Annotated in this window: 23 protein-coding genes and 3 tRNA genes; 24 read left to right on the forward strand and 2 right to left on the reverse strand. The window is 69.2% G+C overall.

Annotated elements, in window-relative coordinates:
- The 3 genes from HY703_02995 to HY703_03005 form a co-directional block, all read left to right on the forward strand.
- The coding region (locus HY703_02995) for a prolyl oligopeptidase family serine peptidase (GenBank protein ID MBI4544146.1) at positions 1–292 on the forward strand (292 nt) is incomplete at its 5' end.
- Between the two features lie 167 nt (positions 293–459).
- Entirely contained in the window at positions 460–939 is a 480-nt protein-coding gene (locus HY703_03000; protein MBI4544147.1) for a hypothetical protein, read from the forward strand.
- A 70-nt stretch (positions 940–1,009) separates the two neighbouring features.
- Positions 1,010–1,186: a hypothetical protein gene (locus HY703_03005; GenBank protein ID MBI4544148.1), complete on the forward strand. Its 177-nt coding sequence runs from the start codon at positions 1,010–1,012 to the stop codon at positions 1,184–1,186.
- 9 nt (positions 1,187–1,195) lie between these two features.
- On the opposite strand, the gene HY703_03010 is transcribed toward HY703_03005, so the two are convergent.
- Positions 1,196–2,320: a ribonuclease D gene (locus tag HY703_03010; protein MBI4544149.1), complete on the reverse strand. Its 1,125-nt coding sequence runs from the start codon at positions 2,318–2,320 to the stop codon at positions 1,196–1,198.
- Between the two features lie 127 nt (positions 2,321–2,447).
- Here HY703_03010 and HY703_03015 point away from each other — a divergent pair, with 127 nt between their 5' ends.
- From HY703_03015 to HY703_03105, 19 genes are all read left to right on the forward strand, one after another.
- Positions 2,448–3,350, forward strand: coding sequence for a serine hydrolase (locus HY703_03015; protein MBI4544150.1), 903 nt, complete (start codon positions 2,448–2,450; stop codon positions 3,348–3,350).
- A 5-nt stretch (positions 3,351–3,355) separates the two neighbouring features.
- Complete coding sequence (locus tag HY703_03020; GenBank protein ID MBI4544151.1) at positions 3,356–5,002, forward strand: amidohydrolase; 1,647 nt, start codon at positions 3,356–3,358, stop codon at positions 5,000–5,002.
- Positions 5,003–5,136: 134 nt separating this feature from the next.
- Complete coding sequence (gene pyk / locus HY703_03025) at positions 5,137–6,549, forward strand: pyruvate kinase (protein ID MBI4544152.1); 1,413 nt, start codon at positions 5,137–5,139, stop codon at positions 6,547–6,549.
- A gap of 1 nt (position 6,550) precedes the next feature.
- On the forward strand, positions 6,551–7,333 hold the full coding sequence (locus HY703_03030) for an MBL fold metallo-hydrolase (protein ID MBI4544153.1): 783 nt from the start codon (positions 6,551–6,553) through the stop codon (positions 7,331–7,333).
- A gap of 22 nt (positions 7,334–7,355) precedes the next feature.
- Complete coding sequence (locus HY703_03035; protein ID MBI4544154.1) at positions 7,356–8,201, forward strand: aminotransferase class IV; 846 nt, start codon at positions 7,356–7,358, stop codon at positions 8,199–8,201.
- A complete protein-coding gene (locus tag HY703_03040; GenBank protein MBI4544155.1) occupies positions 8,202–8,528 on the forward strand; it encodes a hypothetical protein in 327 nt (108 codons plus the stop codon).
- A gap of 50 nt (positions 8,529–8,578) precedes the next feature.
- Positions 8,579–9,070 carry a YtxH domain-containing protein gene (locus tag HY703_03045; protein MBI4544156.1) on the forward strand — a complete coding sequence of 164 codons (492 nt, stop codon included), beginning with the start codon at positions 8,579–8,581 and terminating at the stop codon, positions 9,068–9,070.
- Positions 8,979–9,998 carry a YihY/virulence factor BrkB family protein gene (locus HY703_03050; GenBank protein ID MBI4544157.1) on the forward strand — a complete coding sequence of 340 codons (1,020 nt, stop codon included), beginning with the start codon at positions 8,979–8,981 and terminating at the stop codon, positions 9,996–9,998. Before HY703_03045 ends, HY703_03050 begins: the two co-directional genes overlap by 92 nt.
- Before the next feature lie 158 nt (positions 9,999–10,156).
- Positions 10,157–10,627 (forward strand): SsrA-binding protein SmpB, encoded by a 471-nt coding sequence (gene smpB / locus HY703_03055; GenBank protein MBI4544158.1) that lies wholly within the window; start codon positions 10,157–10,159, stop codon positions 10,625–10,627.
- Positions 10,624–11,820: an N-acetylmuramoyl-L-alanine amidase gene (locus tag HY703_03060; protein ID MBI4544159.1), complete on the forward strand. Its 1,197-nt coding sequence runs from the start codon at positions 10,624–10,626 to the stop codon at positions 11,818–11,820. Before smpB ends, HY703_03060 begins: the two co-directional genes overlap by 4 nt.
- Entirely contained in the window at positions 11,817–13,472 is a 1,656-nt protein-coding gene (locus tag HY703_03065) for a hypothetical protein (protein ID MBI4544160.1), read from the forward strand. The genes HY703_03060 and HY703_03065 overlap by 4 nt, the downstream gene beginning before the upstream one ends.
- A complete protein-coding gene (locus HY703_03070; GenBank protein MBI4544161.1) occupies positions 13,469–14,386 on the forward strand; it encodes a dihydroorotate dehydrogenase in 918 nt (305 codons plus the stop codon). The genes HY703_03065 and HY703_03070 overlap by 4 nt, the downstream gene beginning before the upstream one ends.
- A 22-nt stretch (positions 14,387–14,408) precedes the next feature.
- A complete protein-coding gene (gene pyrF, locus HY703_03075; protein MBI4544162.1) occupies positions 14,409–15,113 on the forward strand; it encodes an orotidine-5'-phosphate decarboxylase in 705 nt (234 codons plus the stop codon).
- A complete protein-coding gene (locus HY703_03080) occupies positions 15,110–15,541 on the forward strand; it encodes a hypothetical protein (GenBank protein MBI4544163.1) in 432 nt (143 codons plus the stop codon). The genes pyrF and HY703_03080 overlap by 4 nt, the downstream gene beginning before the upstream one ends.
- 10 nt (positions 15,542–15,551) lie before the next feature.
- Positions 15,552–16,469 carry a mechanosensitive ion channel family protein gene (locus tag HY703_03085; GenBank protein ID MBI4544164.1) on the forward strand — a complete coding sequence of 306 codons (918 nt, stop codon included), beginning with the start codon at positions 15,552–15,554 and terminating at the stop codon, positions 16,467–16,469.
- A 61-nt stretch (positions 16,470–16,530) separates the two neighbouring features.
- Complete coding sequence (locus HY703_03090) at positions 16,531–17,961, forward strand: cysteine--tRNA ligase (GenBank protein ID MBI4544165.1); 1,431 nt, start codon at positions 16,531–16,533, stop codon at positions 17,959–17,961.
- A 97-nt stretch (positions 17,962–18,058) separates the two neighbouring features.
- Positions 18,059–18,131 (forward strand) — tRNA-Thr (locus HY703_03095).
- A gap of 6 nt (positions 18,132–18,137) precedes the next feature.
- Positions 18,138–18,210: transfer RNA gene (locus HY703_03100), tRNA-Gly, on the forward strand.
- A 596-nt stretch (positions 18,211–18,806) separates the two neighbouring features.
- The gene (locus HY703_03105; GenBank protein ID MBI4544166.1) at positions 18,807–19,151 is read left to right on the forward strand and encodes a type II toxin-antitoxin system HicB family antitoxin; all 345 of its coding nucleotides are present in this window, start codon (positions 18,807–18,809) and stop codon (positions 19,149–19,151) included.
- A gap of 23 nt (positions 19,152–19,174) precedes the next feature.
- On the opposite strand, the gene tadA is transcribed toward HY703_03105, so the two are convergent.
- Positions 19,175–20,815: a Flp pilus assembly complex ATPase component TadA gene (gene tadA, locus HY703_03110; GenBank protein MBI4544167.1), complete on the reverse strand. Its 1,641-nt coding sequence runs from the start codon at positions 20,813–20,815 to the stop codon at positions 19,175–19,177.
- 443 nt (positions 20,816–21,258) lie between these two features.
- Between tadA and HY703_03115 the strand changes: the two genes are divergently transcribed.
- Together HY703_03115 and tuf are read left to right on the forward strand one after the other, a co-directional pair.
- Positions 21,259–21,330: transfer RNA gene (locus HY703_03115), tRNA-Thr, on the forward strand.
- Positions 21,331–21,361: 31 nt separating this feature from the next.
- On the forward strand, positions 21,362–21,604 hold a 243-nt coding region (tuf, locus tag HY703_03120), incomplete at its 3' end, for an elongation factor Tu (protein MBI4544168.1).

Consider the following 21,604-nt stretch of genomic DNA (forward strand, 5'->3'; position numbering starts at 1 on the left):
GATCTACACCGAGCGCTTCATGCGCGCCCCGCAGGAGAACCCGGGCGGCTACCGGGAAAGTGCGCCCACGCAGCATGCGGGCAGCCTGGCCGGCCACCTCTTACTGGTCCACGGCACGGGCGATGACAACGTCCATTTCCAGAACACGGTGCAGCTCGTGGACGCGCTGCAGGCCGCAGCCAAGCAGTTCTCCCTGATGATCTACCCCAACCGCCGCCACGGTATATCTGGCGCCAGCGCCCAGGTCCACCTCTTCACTCTGCTCACCGACTGGATCAGCGCCAGGCTCTAGAGTAGGCGGCCACACGAGTGAATCCTCCGGCGGCACTCGGTTTGCCCTGAGTGGTCGAGTTCGTGAGTATGGTCACGCACCGAGGGCGGCGGCCGAATGCGACCGTGCTCGCGAATTCCACCACTAAGGTGGCAAACTGCTCGGAAGGAACCAACGGAGGCGCTTTCATGCGAACTGCACTGGATCCGCTCCCCCTCGTCCTGGGCATCTACGCTTACGTGGGCAAGCTGCTTGCCCGCGCTGCCCAGCGCCGCGAGGGTGACGATGCCGCCGGCCTGGCCGCTCGCTTTGCACAACAGCGCGGCCAGCCCGCGGACCGCGAGGTGCGGCGGCTGCTGCGTTCGCTCCACGCGGACGTGAAGACAGCAGACAAGCTGCTCAAGAAGACGGCGGACATCTGGAAGATTTCGGCGCAGACCGACCTGGTGGATCTGGTCGTCCAGGCGCGGGGACAGGAGCCGGAGCCAAAGGCATACGTGCTCCTTCAGCCGCCGGAAATCAGGGCCCTGCTGCAGTCCATCCTCGAAGCGGCCCGGGCGGCGGGCGAGAACGAAGAGACCCTCGATCATCTCGAGCAGGCCGCCGACGCCCTCGAAGCGCGACCCGGCGACTACCTCGCCTTCGGATTCGCTCCCTGGGGAGCCTAGCCTCGTGTCACGAGGAGATCCCATGCAAGCTCCAGCCGTTCCACTGCACCTTCGCAGCGCGAGCCGACCCATGCAGGTGCGCTTCTTCCACGGGCGGGAGCTCGAAACGCTCGAGCTCGCGCTCAACACCTGGCTCGCGGAACGCGTGGATCGCGAGATCGTCGATGTCCGCCAGTCGGTGATCCCCGCGACAACGGGGCGCGGCGCCGCGGAATTCGTGGTGAGCGTCTGGTACATCGAGGGGTGAAGCGGCGGCCTATCGGCGAAGTGCCGAGATCAGAGCCTCCCCTGCCGCGGCAATCTGCCAGCGCCGCAGCCCCGGCACCGCGTTCAACTCCTCGAGCGAGCGAGACCGGCGTCGCGCCAGCTCTTCTAGCTGGAGACGCGGCAGCAGGAAGCCGCGGTCCAATCCCAGCTCGGCGGCCATCCGGTCCCGCGCCGACCTCAAGCGCTCCAGTGCACGATCGAACTCCGCATCCGGTGCCGGGCGGCCGGCACGCCGCGGGCGAGTGGGCAGCGATTCCGCGGAGAGGCTCTGCGCCCGACGGACCGCCTCGAGGAGCTCCGCGCCATGGGAGTCCACGATCCGGCGCGGAACACCGCTCACCTCCGCAAGCTCCCCGAGGTTCTGTGGCATGCGGCGGGAAAGCTCCAGCAGCGCGGCGTTGGACAGGACTCGAAATGGCGCCTTGTCCCGCGCACGCGCCAGGCGCTCCCGCCAGTCGTAGAACCCCCGCAGCGCGGCAAGCTGGCGGGGACGGAGGTCGCGCCCGCCCTTGATGCGTAGGTAAGGATCACCATCCTCACGAGCCTCGTCCCAGCGCACCGCCTCCTGCAGCCGGAACTCCTCCTGCGCCCAGCCCAGCCGCCCCGCCGCCGCCAGCTCCGCCCGCAGCCGATCCCGCAGCGCCAGCAGATGCCGCGTGTCTTCTGCCGCGTACTCGAGCAGCATCGCGGGCAGCGGACGCTCAGCCCAGTCCGCCCGCTGGTGCTTCTTGTCCAGACGTAGCCCCACGTACTTCTCCACCAGGTTTGCCAGGCCGATGGCCGGCTCGCCCAGGAACTGTGCCGCAATGCGCGTATCGAACAGCCCTCGCACGGTGAGGCCGAAATCCCGCGCCAACAGACGCAGGTCGTAATCGGCGTCGTGCAGGACGATTTCCACCTCAGGGTCCGCGAACACGCCGGCCAGCGGCGAGAGCCGCTGCACCACCAGGGTGTCCACCACCCAGGTCTCCGTGCGGGTCGAGAGCTGCAGCAGACAGACGCGGTCGAGGTAGCGGTGAAAACCCGCTGCCTCCGTGTCCACCGCCACCAGTCGCTCGGCCGCCAGCCGGTCCGCAATGGCGCCGAGACGCGTTTCGCTCTGAATGTATTCCATTCTGCCCCGGTAGCTGGCCGGCCCCAACGTGCAACCCCGGCGGCCGCCTGTGCAAGGCTGCCGTCAGTTTGCGCCGCGCGGGGGCCCCGCATAGCATGCCCGGTTCATCTCGACCGGAAGGGAGCCCATGCGCCTGCAACGCCGCAGGAACCTCCTGGCCCTCGCACTCATGGCCTCCCTGGCCGATGCAGCGATTGCGCAACAGCCGCTCGGCGCGCTGCGCCCCGACCTCGAGGCCAGGATCGCCCGCCACCGCGGCACTGTGGGCCTGGCCCTCGTCGACCCCAAGACAGGCGAGACCATGGCCATCCGCGGGGACGAGCCGTTCCCCACGGCCAGTGTGATCAAAGTGGCCGTCCTGGTCGAGCTCTTCCACCAGGTCGAGCACGGGAAGCTGCGCCTCGAGGACCCGCTGATCCTGCTCGAGACGGATAAACAGCCCGGCTCCGGCATCCTTCAGTTCCTTGCTGCGCCGCACCAGCTCGGCGTGCGGGACGCAGCCTTCCTGATGATAGCGCTCAGTGACAACACGGCCACCAACCTCCTGGTGGACAAGCTCGGTATCCGCGCCGTCGGCGAGCGGATGGAGGCCCTGGGGTTCCCCCGCACGAAGCTGCACCACAAAGTGTTCCTTCACTCGAGTAGCGTGGCGCCAGACTCCTCCGCCCGCTACGGGCTGGGCGTGACAACACCCCTCGAAATGGCCCGCCTCCTGGCCATGATCTACCGCGGCGAGGCCGCTTCCGCACCGGCGTCGGCCGAGATGCTGCGCATGCTTAAGGCACAGTTCTACAACGACATGATCCCGCGCTTCCTGCCCGCCGGCACCACCGTCGCCCACAAGACGGGGTCCGTGGACGAGTCGCGCAACGACTGCGGCATCGTTTACTCCAAGGCGCGAGATTACGTGCTCTGTATATTCAGCACCGGTAACGCCGACACGAGCTGGCGGCTGGACAACGAGGCACAACTGCTGATTGCAGAGCTTGCGCGGCTGGTGCACCACGCTCTCGCTGGCGGGGGCGGCTAGCTGCGATGGCCGCCCCGCCCGCAGCAGAGCGCGTCGTGCTGCTGGTCGCGGACCGGGTCCACACCTTCGCAGCGCCCCCGCCCGGGCACACCCGGACCGCTGCCACGGTGCAGGCGCTTCTGCTACGCGACGGCCGGGTGGTTGCGGCCGGAACCGCCCACCAGCTTCAGCACCTCGCGCCGCGCGCCCCGCGCCTGGACCTGCGCGGCAGCACCATCACTCCCGGGCTGACCGACGCTCACGCGCACCTCGTCGAGTGGTCCCTCGCCCGCCGCGAAGCCGATCTCTCCACTGCGACCACGCCGGAAGCGGCCGCCCAGACGGTGGCTCGGCACGCCCGGGCCCGAGCGGGCGAGTGGGTGCGGGGGCGGGGGTGGAATCCCCACCACTGGGACGCCCTCCCACACCGGTCGCTCCTCGATGCGGCCGTGCCGGACCGGCCCGTGGCGCTGCAGAGCCACGATATGCACGCACTGTGGGTGAACAGCCAGGCACTCGAGCGGGCCGGCATCGGTGCCGGCTCGCCCGACCCGGAGGGCGGGCGAATTCTCCGAGATGAGGACGGCCGCCCCGCCGGCGTGCTCCTCGAGAATGCCACGCAACTGGTCTTGCAGTGCCTGCCGCCCCCCTCCGAGCAGGAAGCTGCCGGCGCGTTGCTCGAGGGGCAGCTCGAGCTGCACCGTTTGGGGATCACCGGCATCCACTCGGTAGAGGCGGATTCGCTCCGCATCTTCGAGAGCGTGCGCGCCCGCGGCCGCCTCCGCCTGCGCGTGCTCCAGCACTTGCCCCTCGCCCGCCTCGATGACGCGATCCGACTCGGACTGCGCAGCGCCTTGGGCGGGGAGTGGATCCGCATCGGAGGAGTCAAGATGTTCCTGGACGGCGCCCTCGGTTCTCGCACCGCCTGGCTGAGCGCGCCCTACCAGGGGAGCAGCGACTGCGGCGTCCAGGTGCTGCCCGAGCCGGAGTTCCGCGATGCCGTGGAACGGGCGGCTCGGGCCGGCCTTGCCAGCACCGTCCACGCCATCGGCGATGCGGCGGTCGGCCTCGCCCTCGACGTGCTCGCCCTGCCGCAACATCGCACCGACACCCTGCCCCACCGCATCGAGCACCTCCAGCTCTGCCCGCCGGAGCGCCTGGCAGACGCTGGGCGCGCAGGGATCGTCTGCTCGATGCAGCCGGCACACCTCATCACGGACTGGAGGCCGGCTGAGCTGTATTGGGGGCACGAGCGGAGCCGCACCGCCTACGCCTTCCGCTCCCTGCTCCGGGGCGGGCTCACGGCGGCCCTGTACGGAACGGCGGTTGCCCCGCCTGCTGGGAGCGGCGCGGTCCTGGCCTTCGGTTCGGATATGCCGGTCGAGCCGCCGGACCCCCGCCTGGGATTGTTCGCCGCTACGGCGCGCTCCGACCTGGCCGGCGAGCCGCGCGGCGGCTGGTTCCCCGAGGAGCGGCTGACCACCGCAGAGGCGCTGCGGGCGTATACGCTCGGGCCAGCGCACGCGGCCGGACTCGCCGGGTCCCAGGGGCAACTCACCCCGGGCGCCTTCGCCGACCTCGTCGCCTGGGACAGAGACCCGCTCGCGCTGAGCGGGGCCGACCTGCTCGAGGTCCACGTCGTGGCCACCATGGTTGCCGGGGAACTGGTCTAGTGGTTCCCGCCCCGCGCGATGCAGCGGCGCGCGAATGCCTCAGAACCTCGTGGCGAGCCACTAGCAGCGCCACACCCCGTAGCGATACTCTACGGGTTGCCGTCGCTGCCTCCTTTCCGGAACGGTGCCTGGCCATGCGTACCAAGGTCGTCGCCACCATCGGACCCGCGTCGGCACAGCGGGAGAACGTCATTGCACTCGCCGAGCTGGGAGTCGACGTTGTGCGCGTGAACTTCGCGCACGGCACCCACGACGAGCACGGCCGCGTCATTGCCTGGGCGCGCGAGGCGGCCCGCGGGCTGGGCAAGCCGCTGGCCGTCCTCGCCGATCTCGCCGGCCCCAAGATCCGGATTGGCGCGCTTCCCGAGCCCCTGCCGCTGGTCGAGGGAACGACCGTGATGGTCGCGCCGGAAGCCGAAGCCCAGGCCGGCGAGCTGCCCGCGACCTACGCCGATCTCGCGCTGGACGTGATGCCCGGCACACGCCTGCTCCTGGACGACGGGCTCATGGAGCTCCGCGTCCAGGAAGTGCGGCCGCCCCGCGTCGCCTGCACTGTCGTCCGCGGCGGCATGCTCCGGCCGAACAAAGGGATGAACCTGCCCGGCGTGCACGTCAGCGCGCCCTCGCTCACGCCCAAGGACCTGATCGACCTGGAATTCGCGCTGCGCGCCGACGTCGACTACATCGGCCTCTCCTTCGTGCGTCGGCCCGAGGACGTGCTCGACCTCAGGCGCCGGCTGCCCGACGGACCGTTGATCGTTTCCAAGGTCGAGAAGGATATCGCGCTGCAGAATATCGAGGGCATCCTGGCCCAGACCGATGCCGTCATGGTCGCGCGCGGCGACCTGGGCGTCGAGCTGCCCTTCGAGGAGGTGCCGCTCGCCCAGAAGCGCATCATCCAGTTGGCCAACCTCTACGGCCGCCCCGTCATCACCGCTACGCAGATGCTCGAGTCCATGATGCAGAACCCCCGGCCAACCCGCGCCGAGGCTAGTGACGTGGCCAATGCGCTCTTCGACGGCACCGACGCGGTCATGCTGTCAGGAGAGACCGCCGCCGGCCGCTACCCCTTGCTCGCCGTGGAAGCTATGGTGCGCATCGTCGGGGAGATCGAGCGTTCACAGGCCTTCGAGGCCGGGCCGAAGTACGACGTCCCCATCCTCGGTCACCTGCGCGCCGGCGCCACGCCTACGGAGCACGCCATTGCCTCCGCTACCGTAGAAGCTGTGCGCCTGCTGGGCGCGCCTGCCATTGTGACCTTCACTCGCACCGGCTTCACGGCTCGCCTGGTCTCCAGCTACCGGCCGCCCGTGCCCATTGTGGGCGTGAGTGATCAGCCTCGAACCTGCCGCCAGCTCGCGCTGGTGTGGGGCGTGCACCCCGTGCTCTGCCAGGACCCCGTCACCTACGAGTCCATGCTGGCCTGTGCTCGCGAATACCTGCTGGGCAGCCGTATCGTGCAGGCGGGCCAGCGCGTCGTGGTGACGGCCGGGGTGCCCTTCCATGTCCGCGGTACCACCAACATGCTGCGCGTCGAGGAGCTGTGAGGTGAGACTTCACTTCCTGGGCACCGGCACCTCCTTCGGCGTGCCCGTCATCGGCTGCCGCTGCGCTACCTGCCAGTCTCCGGATCCACGCGACCAGCGGACGCGGCACGCCGCGCTGCTGGAGAGCGACGACGCGTCCCGCCACCTGCTCGTCGACGCCCCCCCGGAGCTGCGCCTCCAACTGCTGCGCGCCGGCATTGCCCGCATCGACGCCGTCTGGTTCACCCACTGCCACGCCGACCACACCCACGGCGTCGACGACTTGCGCGCCTTCTCCGTCCGACCCGACCAGCCGCTCCTGGCCTTCGCCAGCGCCGAATGCGCCCACACGCTGCGCGCCAAATTCGCCTACATCTTCGACCCCGACTACCACCCCCCGGAGGGCACTACCAAGCCCCACCTGCGCCTGCAGGTAGTGCCACCCGGAGAGGCGGTCGACGTCGCGGGATTCCGATTGCTGCCGCTCCCCGTGCCCCACGGTGAAGTGTTCGCCTTCGGCTTCCGCGCCGGCGCGCTGGGCTACGTCACGGATGCCAAGGCCATGCCCGCCGAAACCCGGGACGCGCTGCGCGGCGTGCGCGTGCTCGTGCTGAATGCGCTCTGGTTCGGGAAACGGCACCCGACCCACTTCACCATCGAAGAGGCGGTCGATGTCGCCCGCCAGATCGGAGCCCGGAAGACCTACTTGACCCACCTGACCCACCGGGTAGGCCACGCCCAACTTCTGGGGGCGCTGCCACCCGGCATTGAGCCGGCGCATGACGGCCTCGTGATCGAGATTTGAAGGGCTTCGCCATGGCGGGCGCTTGATCGTCTACCTGAACGGGAAGTGGCTGGAGGAGGCCGAGGCCGCCGTCTCCGTCCAGGACCGCGGCTTTCTCTTCGGCGATGGCGTGTTCGAGAGTGTGCGCCGCCACCGCGGCCACTACTTCCGGCTGCGCCAGCACCTGCGCCGACTCGAGCAGGGTGCCGCCGCCCTGCGCATCCCACTGACGCAGCTCGAATCGATCCAGGACGCGGCCCGCGAGCTGGCCCGGCGCACGGGCATGGAAGAGGGGATGCTCCGCGTTACGGTCAGCCGGGGCGCGGCCAGCGGCGCGCCGCCTACGCTGCTGCTCACCTTGCGGCCCATGCCCGCAGACTGGAGCCAGCAGGCCGAGCGCGGCTGGCGCCTCATCACCGCCGCAGTGCGGCACCCGCCCCCCGAATCGATGCCGCCGCAGCTCAAGGCCCTGGGCCGCATGTACCCCGTCCTCGCCCGCCTGGAAGCGGAGTCCGCCGGTGTCGATGACGCGCTGCTGCTCTCCACCAGCGGGGAAGTGGCCGAGGGGCCCAGTTGGAACGTCTTCTGGCGGCAAGGCGATCGACTTTGCACGCCTGCGGCCGCGGTCGGCATCCTGGAAGGCGTCACCCGCGCTGTGCTGCTCGAGATCGCCGCCGAGCTTGGCTACACTGTCGAGCAGGGGCGCTTCCCCCGCGCCGAGCTGGACCGCGCCCAGGAGATCTTCGCGACCATGACTTCCCTCGGGCCCGTGAGCATTCTCGAGCTGGACGGCAGGCCGCTGCCGCCCCAGGCCGCCACGGCCGCGCGCCGCCTCCGCACCCGCTACTGGGAGCAGGTCGAGCGGGAAGCCGCGCAGGGTCTGCCCTGAGTGGTCGAGTTCGTAAGTACGGCCGTATTTGCGGATTCGACCACTAAGGCGGGCGTAGCGCGTGGGGTGGAGGTGCTGGGGTGTTTCATCGCGCAGCTCGCCCAAGGGCAGACCCCCGCGCCGGAGCGCGACCCGGACTGCACGTCCGGAACTTCGCCTGCGGCAGAAGGGTACGCGCAAACAGAAGCCTTCGCGGGTCCTGCACGCGACCCGGCGACGCGGCCCGGCGCCCGGCGAGGCTCGGCGGCCAAGATTCTGGGGATCAGCGAGAAGGCGCTCCGCGAGCAGTTGCTCGCCTGTGTCGAGGAGGCCGTAGCCGCCCACTGAAGCCGAGGCAGGCCGCGCGACCGGACGCGGCGCCCGAAAGGAGGGACGAAATGGCGCAGAGTGATGAGCTTCCCTACATCGTCGTGGAACGCCGCGGCGGCAGCATAGCCCCCTTCCTCTGGGGCGCTTTCCTCGGCGCCGGCCTCGCGCTCCTCCTCGCGCCCCGCTCCGGCAAGGAGACCCGCAGGGAGATCCGCGGCGGCATGAAGCGGCTGAAGGAAACCGCCGAGGGAACCGCCCGCGAGATGCAGGAAGCAGTCACCGGTACGCTCGGCAATGTCCGCCGCGAAGTGAGCAGCCGCCTCGACGCCGCACGCCAGGTCGTAGACGCGGGCAGGGAGGCCGCCCGCGAAACACGAGCCGAGCTGCAGCAGCGCCTGGCCGATGCCAGGCACACCGTGCAGACCGGGATCGACGCGGCGCGCCGCGCCGGCCGCGTAGAGGAAACGCCTGGCCCCCCTGCGCGCGCCACACGGCGGGCCCGGAGCGGGCAGCGCGCGGCGCCGCGCAGGCCTGAGGAAGAAGAAGACGTCGGTATCTAAGGTCTGGCGACGTTGCCGCCCGGCCCTCGCTCCTGAGCTCCGCGCGCGCGCCGGCAGCGCGCTCCGGGCTGCGGGCGAGTTCCTGCGCCGCGTCTATCAGAAGGCGGACGAAGACCGCATCTTCTTCCTCGCCGGCGCCATCGCCTTCAATGTCCTCGTCGCCTTCGTGCCCCTCCTCCTGGCCATTCTCGGCATTGCCGGCACCATCCTGCGCATGCAGAGCGCAGATCGAGCCGATGTGCTGCTCCGCTTCCTGAGCCGGAACCTGCCTCAGGTCAGCCCGGAGTTCGAGCGCGCTGTCGCCAGCCTGCTGCACGGCCTCATCGACAAGAGCACGGGACTGCTCAGCGTGGGCACCATATTCCTGGTCTGGCTCGCTACTCGCCTCGTCGGCACGCTGCGCACCGTGCTGCGCGAGATCTTTGACGCGCAGCAGGAGCGCAGCATGATCGCGGGCAAGATCTTCGACATGAAGATGGTCGTCGCGGCCGGCACACTTTTCGCCCTCAATGTCGGCTTGACGGTCGGGCTCGAGATCGTGGCCAGGCTCGGCTTCCAGTTCCTCGGCCTCGAAGGAGGGCGGTTGCGCCTCATCCAGTTCCTCTACGGAAATCTCGTCGCCTTCCTGACCATCTGGGTCATGTTCCTGCTCATCTACCGCTACCTGCCCAAGCGCCGCGTCCGCTGGCACACGGCGCTGGTTGCCGCGACCTTCACGGCCACGCTCTTCGAGCTGATGAAGCAGGCGTTCAGTTTGTACGTCACCAATGTTGCGGATTACCACTCGACGTACGGCAACCTGGCGACGCTCGTGATCCTGATCCTCTGGGTGTACTACTCCGCCGTAGCCTTTGTCCTGGGCGGCGAGGTCGCCCAGGTGATCGCCATACAGCGCACCCGCCGGCGGCAGAAGGAGAGGCTGAGGTGAGGCTGCGCCGCACGATTTCTGCCGCGGCAGGGTTCCTGACCCTAAGTGGTCGAGTTCGTAAGTACGCCCACGGCCGAATGCGGCCGTATTTGCGGATTCGACCACTAAGCGACGGCCTCGGCTTCCGCGCCGCCACTGCCCCGGCTAGATTCGCCGGTATGGAAAAGCCGCGGCCAGACGCCAGAAAGGTCATTGCCAGGAACAAAAAGGCGCTCCACGAATACCACGTGCTGGAGACCTTCGAGGCGGGCGTCGTCCTGACCGGTCCCGAGGTCAAGTCGGTACGCGCAGGGAAGATCAGCTTGAGTGAAGCATACAGCCGGATCGAGCACGGGGAGGCGTGGCTGTTCGGCATGCACGTCAGCCCCTACGACCCGGCCAGCCGCTGGAACCTGGATCCCCGCCGCCCCCGCAAGCTGCTGCTCCGCCGCCGGGAACTCCGGCGCCTCATCGGCGCCACCCAGGAAAAGGGCCTCACGCTCGTCCCCCTCGACCTCTACTTCCGCCGCGGATACGCCAAACTGACGCTGGCGCTCGGCCGGGGGAAAAAGCTCCACGACAAGCGCGAGGACCTGAAGCGGCGTGGCGCCGAGCGAGACATCCAGCGGGCGTTGAGAACCAGCCGATGAGCCGCTGGCTCCTCCTCCTGCTCCTCGTGACCCCCGTCGGCTTGCACGGGCAGGCGCCCGCCGTGCTGCGCATCGAGGGAGTGGGCCAGGCGGCTCCCGCTCCGCTGGACCACCAGAGCGGCTATCCGGCTTACCCGGCCACCGCCCTCGCCCTGCTCGGCGCCGAGCTGCACTTCGGGCCCGCCAGCTTCCGGGCGCTCCTGCTGGGCGATACCCTGCACTTCGAGATCCTCTCCCCCTTCTTCCTGGCCGGCGGCCGGGTGAGCCAGCTCGTGGCACCCGTCTACCGCGAAGCGGGTATCGTCTATCTGCCGCACCAGTTCTTTACGGAATGGCTCCCCGCACACTACGCCGGCCGCATCACCTACCAGGCCGGCGTACTGCGCCTCCGGCCGCCAACGCTGGCCCAGCGCGCGGAACCGGCCGCCACGCGGCCGCCCGCGGACAGTGTGGCGGCGCCGGCCGGGCGCGGGCCCGCTGAGGCGGCGCGCGTGGTCGTGCTCGACGCCGGGCACGGCGGCAGGGACCCGGGCAGGATCGGGCCTAACGGCGTGCGCGAAAAAGATGTTGCCCTGGCCGTCGCACTCCGGCTCGCCGCACTGCTGCGCAGCCGCGGGTACGAGGTACACGTCACGCGCAGCTCCGACACGCTCATCGATCTCGCCGATCGTACCCGACTCGCCAATGAATGGAAGGCGGGGCGCCCCGCTGCGCTCTTCCTGTCCCTCCACGCCAACGCCGGGCCGTCCGGCGCCGAGGGGTTCGAGAGCTTCTTCCTCTCCGCCGCCCGCACGGAAGATGAGCGCCGCGTCGCCGACATGGAGAACGCGGCCGTCGCCTTCGAGGACGCGCCCGCGGCCCAGCCAGTTCCGGAGCTCGACCATATCCTCAGTAATCTGCGCAACAACTTCTATCTGCACGCCTCCAACAACCTGGCCGAGACGGTGCAGCGCCGGCTGGCCTCGTTTCACCCCGGGCCCAACCGCGGCGTCAAGCAGGCCGGGTTTCGCGTGCTGATCGGCGCGCTCATGCCCGCAGCACTGGTCGAGTTGGCCTTCATTTCCAACCCGCGCGAGGCGCGGCTGCTGGGTACCTCCCCCTTTCAGCAGAAGCTCGCCTGGGCGCTCGCCGACGCCGTGGACCGCTTCTTCTCCATGCACCAGCACCTCCTGGTCGCGGGGGAGGCGGGATGAGGCGCTGGCTGGCCCTCGGACTCCTCACGGCCGCGCTGCTCCCGTCTTGCGCCTACTTCAACGCCCTGTACAACGCCCGCAGGCTGTTTGCCGAAGCGGAGCGGGCGGCGGCGCGTGGCGAAAACGCGCGGGCCTTCACTGCCTACGGCTCGAGCATCGAGAAGGCGGCCAAGAGTCTGCGTCAGGATCCGGACGGGCGCTGGGCCGATGACGCACTCTATCTGATTGCGCGCGCCCACTTCTGGCGCGCCGAGGATGCGGCCGCCCGAGCCGCGCTGCTGCGACTGCTCGACGAGACGCGGGACACCGGGATGCGGGCCAGCGCGCAGGCGTACCTGGGAGCCGCCGAGGTCCGCCTCTCCCTCTACGCCCCGGCAGTCGAGCGACTGAATGCCGCCCTTGCCGCCGCGGGCGGGCGGGAGGAGCTCTCGGCTTTTGCTCGGCTCTGGCGCGCGCGCGCTCGTTTCGGCGCGGGCGACGAGGAAGGAGCCTGGGCCGATCTGACCGCCGCCGCCCGCACGGCTGGCCGCACCGGCGGCGAGGCTCGCCTCGAAGCCGTCAGCCGCGCAGTGGACGAGGCGGACGGCGGCCGGGCGCCCCAAGCTTTCGCGGCACTGCTGCGCGACGCGGATGGCTACCGCTGGGCCGATTCGCTGCGCGCTTCGGCTGAGCGCGCCGCCCAGCTCTGGGGTGCCGCCAGGGCGCGGGAACTGCTGGCGCCGCTGCCGGAGGCGCCCTGGCCCCCCCGCTCGCAGGGTGGCCTGGCACTCTTCCGCGCTGAACTGGCCGCCCGCGCCGGAGACACGGCCACGGCCATCGCCGAAGCCCGGCTCCTCGCCGAGCGCGCCGCAGTCCCCACGTCGGAGCGCGCTCGCGTGGCCCTCGCCCGCTGGCAGCTTGCAGGCATGCGGGAGCTAGGCGACGCTGCCCAGATCCGCGCACTGCTGCTCCCCGCCCTCGCGGATGCGCAGGCGCAGGCACTGCTACGCTCGCTGAAAACGCTCGCCGTCTTGCTCGAGCGCGCCCGCGAGACCGCGCAGCCATTGGCTATTTTCGCCGCCGCCGAGCTGGCCCGCGACGAGCTCGGCGCCCCCGCCCTCGCCCGCTCCCTCTTCCTCACCTATGCCGAGCTCGTGCCCCAGGCCACCTGGGCGCCCAAAGCGCTGCTGGCTGCGGCCGCCACAGGTCCCGCGCCTGACCAGGCCCAGAGCATCCGTCAACTGCTCTCCGGCTATGGGGAGAATCCCTATGTGGCCGCGCTCTCTGGAAGCGCCGCCGAGGAGCCGTTCCGCAATGCAGAGGAGCGGCTGGCTCGTACGCTCGCCGTGCTCCGGGAGGAAGCCAGCCGGGAGGCGGACCGGCGCGACGCCCTCGTCATCCGTGCCGTGGCCCTGCTGGACAGTGTGAAGGCGGCGGCGCGCGCCGATAGCATGAAGCTGGTTTGCGGCGCCATGCTCGACACCCTGGGCATCGCCGGCGTGAAGGCCGACAGTGTCCGCGTCGCCTGCGTACGCGGCGACTCGCTGCGCGTCGACTCGATCCTCAAGCTGGACACTTTCCTGGCCGACAGCGCTCGAGTGCCCCAGGATACCTCCTTTGACGCCCGCGCCAGAGCCGCTCCGCCTCCCCAGCGGCGCGACACCATCCTATGAGGCTCAGCCAGGAGCTGCTCGGTACTGAATTCCAGAATCCTGTGCTCCTGGCCAGCGGCACGTGCGGCTACGGCCAGGAGCTCGATGGGATCCTGGACCTGGAGTTGCTCGGCGGCATCGTGACCAAGTCGGTGACTCCCGAGCCGCGCGCCGGCAACCCGGCGCCCCGCGTCGCCGAGTTTCGCGCCGGCATGCTCAATTCGGTGGGCCTCGCCAATGTGGGGCTGGCCGAGTTCCGCACCCGTAAATTGCCCTGGCTCGCCGAGCGCCTGCGCCGCGCCCGCGTGCTGGTGAATGTCGCGGGTCGCACCATCGAGGAGTTCGCCCAGGTCGTCGAAACGCTCGAAGGCGAGCCGGGCTTCCTGGGCTTCGAACTGAACGTCTCCTGCCCCAACGTGAAGGAGGGCGGGGCGCTTTTCGCCACCCGCGAGGACCTGCTCGCAGCCGTGGTCCGCCACGCCCGCGCCCGCACACGCCGCCCCCTGGTGGTCAAGCTCGCACCCAACGTCCCGGACATCGGCCGCATGGCCGAGATCGCCGTAGCCGAGGGCGCCGATGGCTTGACCTTGATCAATACGCTGCCCGGCCTGCTGTTCGACATCGAGCGCCGCCGGCCGATTCTCGGCGCCGGCGTCGGCGGCGTCAGCGGTGCGGCCGTCCTGCCCGTCGGCGTGCACGCCGTTTGGCAAGCCCGCCGCCGCACGGCCGTCCCCATCCTGGGCGTCGGCGGCATCGCCAGCGCGAGCGACGCCCTGCAGTACTTCCTCGCCGGCGCGAACCTGGTGCAGTTGGGCACTGCCAGCTTCGCGGATCCCCGCATGGCCTTGCGTGTACTCTCGGATCTGCGCCGCTTCGCGGAGCGGCAAGGCATTGAGGACATCCGCCAGCTCATGGGCGGTAGGGTCCACGACTGAGACGAGTTCACTCCCTGCGTATATGGCCACGATCATCGTCGCCCTGGACCTGCCCACGGCCGCCGAGGCGCTCTCCCTCGTGGATCGGCTGGGAGACGTCGTCGAGTACTACAAGGTCGGGGCGCCCCTCTACACGCGCAGCGGGCCGCAGATCGTGCGCGAGCTGCGGGCCCGGAGCAAGCGCGTTTTCCTGGATCTGAAGTTCCACGACATACCCCACAGCGTCGAGGGAGCCGTCCGGGCCGCCGCCGAGCTGGAAGTGGACATGCTCACCCTGCACGCTGCCGGCGGTTCCGCCATGCTCGAGGCGGCGCGGCAGGCAGTGGGCTCGGATGGCCCGCTGCTCCTCGCCGTCACTCTCCTTACTTCCTTCACCGCCGCGGACGTCGAGCAGGTATGGGACAAGCAGCTCCGCTCCCTGCGCGAGGAGGTCGCCCGGCTGGCCGCCCTGGCCGCCGACGCCGGCCTGGATGGCGTCGTCGCCGCCGCGCTCGAAGCCGAGGCGCTCAAACGACGTCACGGCGCCGGATTCCTCGTGGTCACGCCCGGTATCCGACCCGCCGGTGACTTGCCCAGCGACCACGTGCGCACCGCCACGCCGGCCGACGCCGTGCGCGCCGGCGCCGACTTCCTCGTGATCGGGCGGCCAGTATTCGAGGCGCCGGACCCCCAGGCTGTGGTCAAACAGATCCTCAACGAGACGGCCGCCGCGGAGCCACAGCCATGAGGCGGCCAGCCGCCTCGCTCAGCCTCGCCTTTCTGCTCGCCGCCACCGGTGCGGCCAGCGGCCAGGCGCCCGACCTCGAGCCCGTGCTGGCACGCCTCGCTGCGTCCTGGAGCCGCGGCGATGCCGCCGCCATTGCAGCCCTCGCCTCCCGCGACGGAGTCTCGCTCGAGATCGAGCGCAAAGCCGTCGGGCCACTCAGCCCGCGCCAGGCCGCAGCCATGCTGCGCCGCCTCTTCGAGGAACGCGTCACGGTACAGCTCTCCGTTGGCATGGTCGACGTGGTGGGCGGCGCACCACGCCGCGCCTTCGGCGAGCTTACCTGGATGGCCAGAGTCCGCGGAACCAGCATTCCGGAACGCGCTACCGTGTTCCTCGCGCTCGTCCAGGAGGATGGGTGGCGCCTGACCCACATCCGGCTGCTGCCGTGAGGCGCAGCTCATGCCTGACCTGAGCCGCATCTTCGACTGGGAGCGGGTCCTGCCGGACCTCGTCCGCATCGGCGTCATTCTCGGCCTCGCCTTTGCCGGCTACCACGCCGTCAAGCTCCTCACCGCTCGCCTGCAGCGCGAGCGGCCCGAGGAGGACCCCCTCCTCAAACGACTGCGCGAGCAACGGGCCCGCACCCTCGCCGGCCTGCTGAACAACGTCGCGCTCGTCGTCATCGTGGTCGTCGCTGCCCTGACCATTCTCGGCGCCTTCATCGACATTAAACCGCTCCTCGCCACCGCCGGCGTCGCCGGTCTGGCCATCTCTTTCGGCGCCCAGTCGCTCGTCAAGGACGTCATCAGCGGCATCTTCATCCTGCTCGAGGAACAGTTCGGGATCGGCGATGTGGTACGCGTCGGAGACACCGCGGGCATGGTGGAGAAGATCACGCTCCGCACTACCGTGCTGCGCGACCTGGAGGGCATCGTCCACGTCATCCCCAACGGCGAGATCACCAGGGTCAGCAACCTGACCAAGGCCTGGTCCCGCGCCGTGCTGGACATCGGGGTCGCCTACAAGGAGGACGTGGACCGGGTCATCGGCGTGCTGCTCGAGGTCGGCCGGCAGCTCTATGCCGACCCGGAATGGGGGTCTTCGCTTCTCGAAGAGCCGGAGGTATTGGGCATCCAGAGCCTGGCGGATTCCGCCGTTACCATCCGGATGGCCGCCAAGACCCTGCCCCTGAGACAATGGGACGTCGCCCGGGAACTGCGGCGCCGCATCAAGAAGCGCTTTGACGCCGAGGGCATCGAGATCCCCTTCCCCCACCTCACCTTCTACTGGGGGGAGGGACAGATGCCCGCGGCCGCAGCAGGCCCGCCCGCCGAGGCAGCGGGCACGGCACAGCCGCTGCAGGTGCGCCGCAGCTAGTGTCCATGCTGCGAGTTTGCAGCGCTGGCCGACGGGACACTACCCACTCCTAGAGGAGACGATGACGCTCCGCCTCTACGACACGCTGTCCCGTTCGCTCAAGGAGTTCGAGCCCCTCGAAACCGGCGTGGTGCGCTTCTACGCCTGCGGCCCCACCGTCTACAAGCCGCCGCACATCGGCAACCAGCGCACCTTCCTTTTCAACGACCTGGTCCACCGCTACCTCGAGTGGAAGGGCTACCACGTCAGGTTCGTGATGAACCTCACGGACGTGGAGGACAAGATCATTGACGGCGCGCTGCGGGCCGGCACCACCATCGATGGGCTGACGGCGCCCGTCATCCGCGGCTTCTTTGAGGAGCTTCGCGCCCTGGGCGCGCTGGAAGCCGACGTCTACCCCCGCGCCACCCGTCACGTGGACAGCATGGTCGCGCTGATCGCGCGACTCCTCGAGCGCGGGCAAGCCTACCAGGCCGACGGCTCCGTCTACTTCGACATCTCCGCCTTCCCAGACTACGGCCGACTCTCCCGTGTCGACCTGTCCGCCGTCCGACCCGGTGAGCGCGTGGCCGCTGATGAGTACGGCAAGGCCGATGTCCGGGACTTCGCCCTCTGGAAAGCCGCCAAGGAAGCCGACGCCCGCGTGGGCGCCGCCTGGCCCGCACCCTGGGGAACCGGCAGGCCCGGCTGGCACATCGAGTGCTCGGCCATGAGCATCGCCGAGCTCGGCGAAACCATCGACATCCATTCCGGGGGCGAGGACCTGGTCTTCCCGCACCACGAGGACGAAATCGCACAGTCCGAGGGAGCCACCGGCCGCCCCTTCGTCCGCTACTGGCTGCACGTCAAGCACCTGCTCGTGGACGGCACCAAGATGGCCAAGTCCCTGGGCAACGAGTACACGCTCGCCGACCTGCTCCAGGCCGGGCACTCCCCGGCTGCCATCCGCTACCTGCTGCTCGCCGCCCACTACCGCAGCGAGCTGAACTTCACCTTCGACGCCCTCCACGACGCACGAGCGGCGCTGCGCCGCTTGCTCGATTTCGAGGAGCGGCTGCGCCCCGCGGCGCCCGCCCAAGTCGACCACGCCTCGCCGCTGCCCCAGCTCGCGCGCCGGGCCCGCACCGCCTTCGAACAGGCCATGGACGATGACCTCAACGTACCCGCAGCCCTCGCCGCACTGTTCACCTTCGTGCGCGAGACCAACGCCGCGCTGGACCAGCACCTGGCGCCCGCCGCCGACCTCGCCGCCGCTCGCCAGCTCCTCGAAGACGCGGACCGAGTGCTCGGCATCCTCAGCCTCGCCCGCCAGCGCGTCGCCACGCTCGATCCCGAGTTCCTGGCCTGGGTCCAGCAAACCCTGGCCCGCAGAGAGGAGGCCCGGGCCCGCCGCGACTTCGCCAGCGCGGACGCCATTCGCGCCAGCCTCGCCGCCGCCGGTATTGTCGTCGAGGACACGCCCCAGGGCCCGCGCTGGCACCCCGAGCGTTGACCCCCTCAACAATAACCGGTAAAATTGAGTAGCTACTGGCTCGGGACGCAGCCGCAGTCGAATGCCACGGCAGTCTCGGTGACCGGCCACTAGCTGCGCTGACGTAGCTCAACCGGTAGAGCAGCTGCCTTGTAAGCAGCAGGTTCGGGGTTCGAGTCCCCGCGTCAGCTCCTTGGGCGGGCGTAGCTCAGATGGCAGAGCATCAGCCTTCCAAGCTGAGGGTCGCGGGTTCGAATCCCGTCGCCCGCTCCTGGGAAACGCCAAGCCCCGGCGCACACCTGCGGCGGGGCTTTCAACTTTCATACGCGCTCACGTTGCCGCGGTGTCAATGGTGGTGCCAAAAGGGTTCGGCTTGACCCGGCCGCGGGCGACGGCCTATGCTCAGCCGGCACCCTGGCAGGCGGCGGGACGCAATTGCCGATCCGCACTGACCCTCATCAGCTTCGTCCAGGCATTGAAATGGACAAGCGCCAGCTCGAAGTAGACGGAGAACTCGTCGAGTTCGCGATCAGCAGCCCAGGCGTGGCGATGGCGATAGGGTAGGAGATCGACCCGGCGAAGATTCCGCCACGACCTCCGCTCCTTAGCGGACGCTCGGCTCGGAGGGCTGCTACCCTCGAAACTCCGCCTTCGCGTCCCAGCCTGGCCGACTACTCCGACGATGAGCTGCGGCAGCTATGGAGGGTGTTTAACACGCTGGTCGAACTCCCGGAAGCGATCCGGGCCCTTATTGACAGCGACGGTCGTTGAGAAGGAAAAGTTCCGTTTCGAGCCAGTAACCCATGACTCCTTCCAGTGTATGTCGAGAAGGCCATCGAGGCCATTGACCAACTCGGAGCTACGCCATGAATGACGTGCGTCGCTATCTCTCGCTTCCGTGGACGATCGAGAGATCGGAACGAACGGACGATGGCCATTACTTTGTTCTGACCGTCGCCGAACTCCCCGGTTTCGTGGTAGCCGGCCGCTCGGAGGAGGAAGTGGAGCAGGAGTTCTGGCCGGCGCTCGAGAGCTTCATCGAAAGCTACTTGGAGGACGGCCAGGAGCCGCCCCTTCCGGCCAGAGTCCGGGGTGTCGTCCGCCGGCCTGCCGTCGTTCGGCCGCCGACAGCGTCGGCTGCGGATGTCGAGGCCTACAGCGCCGGCGATCCGGCTGGCGAGATCCTGCAGTTGCCAGGGGTGCCTGCGTAGGTCACGCCTAGCTGGAGCCGGGCCTACTGCACCGACATGACCCGCAACAGCTCATCCAGCGTGGTCAACCCGGCCTTCACCTTCCTGAGTCCGTCGTGCAGCAGGGTGGGCCGCCCGGAAACACGCCGGATCTCGTCCACCGAACACCGGTCGTAGATCGCCTGGATCACTTCCTTGGTCATGGGCAGAATCTCGAAGATTCCCAGCCGGCCGCGGTACCCCTGGTTCCGGCAGCCCGCGCACCCCCGTGGCTTGAAGACCTGGGCATCGCCCAGCTTGTAGCGCTCCCGCAGGTCGTCCGGGATCTCGCCCGGCTCCTTGCAGTTCGCGCACAGCATGCGCAGCAGCCGCTGGGCCAGCACCATCTGCAGCGCGGAAGCCAGGATGAACGGCTCGGCCCCCATGTCCAGCAGCCGCGGGATCGTGCCCGCCGCCGTGTTCGTGTGCAGCGTCGTCAGCACCAGGTGCCCCGTGAGCGCCGCGCTCAACCCGATCTGCACCGTCTCCCCGTCCCGCATCTCGCCCACCAGGATGATGTCCGGATCCTGACGCAGGATCGCACGCAGCCCCGCCGCAAACGTGACGCCCCGTCGAACATTGACCTGCGACTGCCGGATCCCCTCCATCGCATACTCGACCGGGTCCTCCAGCGTGACAATCGAGCGCTCGCCCGTGTTCAGCTCGTTCAGCGCGCAGTAAAGCGTCGTCGTCTTCCCCGATCCCGTGGGGCCCGTGACCAGCACCACGCCGTGCGGCCGGCGCAGCACCTGCCGGTACAGCTTCATATCCTCCTGCGTCATGCCCAGACTCGCCAGCCGCAGGTCCATCTTGGAACGGTCCAGCACGCGCAGCACCACGTCCTCGCCGTGCAGCGTCGGAAACGTCGAGATGCGCAGGTCCACCGGCCGGCCATCCGCCTCCATCCGGAACCGGCCATCCTGCGGCACCTTGCTCTCCGCAATGTTCAGCCCCGCCAGGATCTTGATGCGGATCGCTACCGCGTTCTGGATCGAGCTGGCGTACGTGCCACCCTCCCGCAGAAGCCCGTCCATCCGGTAACGCACCCGCAGGATCTCTTCCATCGGCTCGATGTGAACATCCGTCGCGCCCAACGAGATCGCCCGCTTCACGATCTCCTGCACCGCCTGCGCTGCACTGATTTCCTCTACATCCGGCGCCGCCGCCGCCTTCTTCGAGACAACCTTCAGGTCGCCCGGCTCCTGCAGCTCGCCCAAATACACCTGCTCGAGCAGCGACTTGATCCACCAGCGCGGCGCCGCCACCACCGAGACGCGCCGCTCCGATGACCACTCCAGTGCAATCGTCGCATCCATGTCGAACGGATTCGCCATGGCCACGATCAGACGGCCATTCTCGTACTTCAGCGGAATGGCCGTGTGCGCCATCGCCACTTGCTCCGGGATGGCGCCCATGATCTTCGGGTCGAGCTTGACTTCATCCACGTCCAACCAGGGAATGTGCGCCGCCTCGCATAGCGCCCGCATCACATCATCATCGCGGACATGCCCCAGCTCGATCAGGATCTTGCCCAACTGCTCACCAGAGCCCTGCTGCACCCCCAGCGCTTCCTGCAACTGCGAATCGCTGAGCACGCCCATCTCCACCAGGCGCTCGCCTAATCGCTTCTTCGTCGTTGTCGCCACCGCTGCTCCTGCCTCTGCTGTAACCACCAGGATAGCACAAGCGCCCGCACCACACCAGCCGCCGGGACCCCAGCCGGCCCATACCCGACAGCAACCCCGCCGCTCTACATTATAACGAGTCGCCCAAAACGCAATCGGGTCGCGTGTGCAGCTTCCCTCGCGCCCAACCCCGCGCTCCGCAGCTAGCGGCCGGCGAGGTTGACAAAAATCCGGATGACCCGTATACTACTTGTCTGTTCCCAGCCGGCTCCGGCCCGCGCTCCCACCAGCCAGCGGCGGGCACGGCGGCAGGAAACCGGCGCGCGAACCGCGCTGGCGCATGGGGAGAGCGGAGGGGCCTGACCGGGCGCACGCTGGCGGCTTGCGCCTGCCCCCTCCGGCAGTGCTCCGTGGCGGCGCGGGCGGCGTGTTTCACGCTCCGTCCGCGCCGCCCGCTACGATACGCTCGCGTAGCTCAGGGGTAGAGCGCTTCCTTGGTAAGGAAGAGGTCACGGGTTCAACCCCCGTCGCGAGCTCCTGGACACGGAGGATACCTCGAGGGGAGCCATGGCGAAGGCGAAGTTTGAGCGGACGAAGCCGCACGTGAATGTAGGGACGATCGGGCATGTGGATCATGGGAAGACCACATTAACGGCGGCGATCACGCGGGTGCAGGCGGCGCGGGGGATGGCGCAGTACATAGCGTTTGAGCAGATTGACAAGGCGCCGGAGGAGCGGGAGCGGGGGATCACGATAGCGGTGGCGCACGTGGAGTACTCGACGCCGAACCGGCATTACGCGCACGTGGAC

Source organism: Gemmatimonadota bacterium, assembly GCA_016209965.1.
In the GTDB taxonomy this organism is placed as follows: domain Bacteria; phylum Gemmatimonadota; class Gemmatimonadetes; order Longimicrobiales; family RSA9; genus JACQVE01.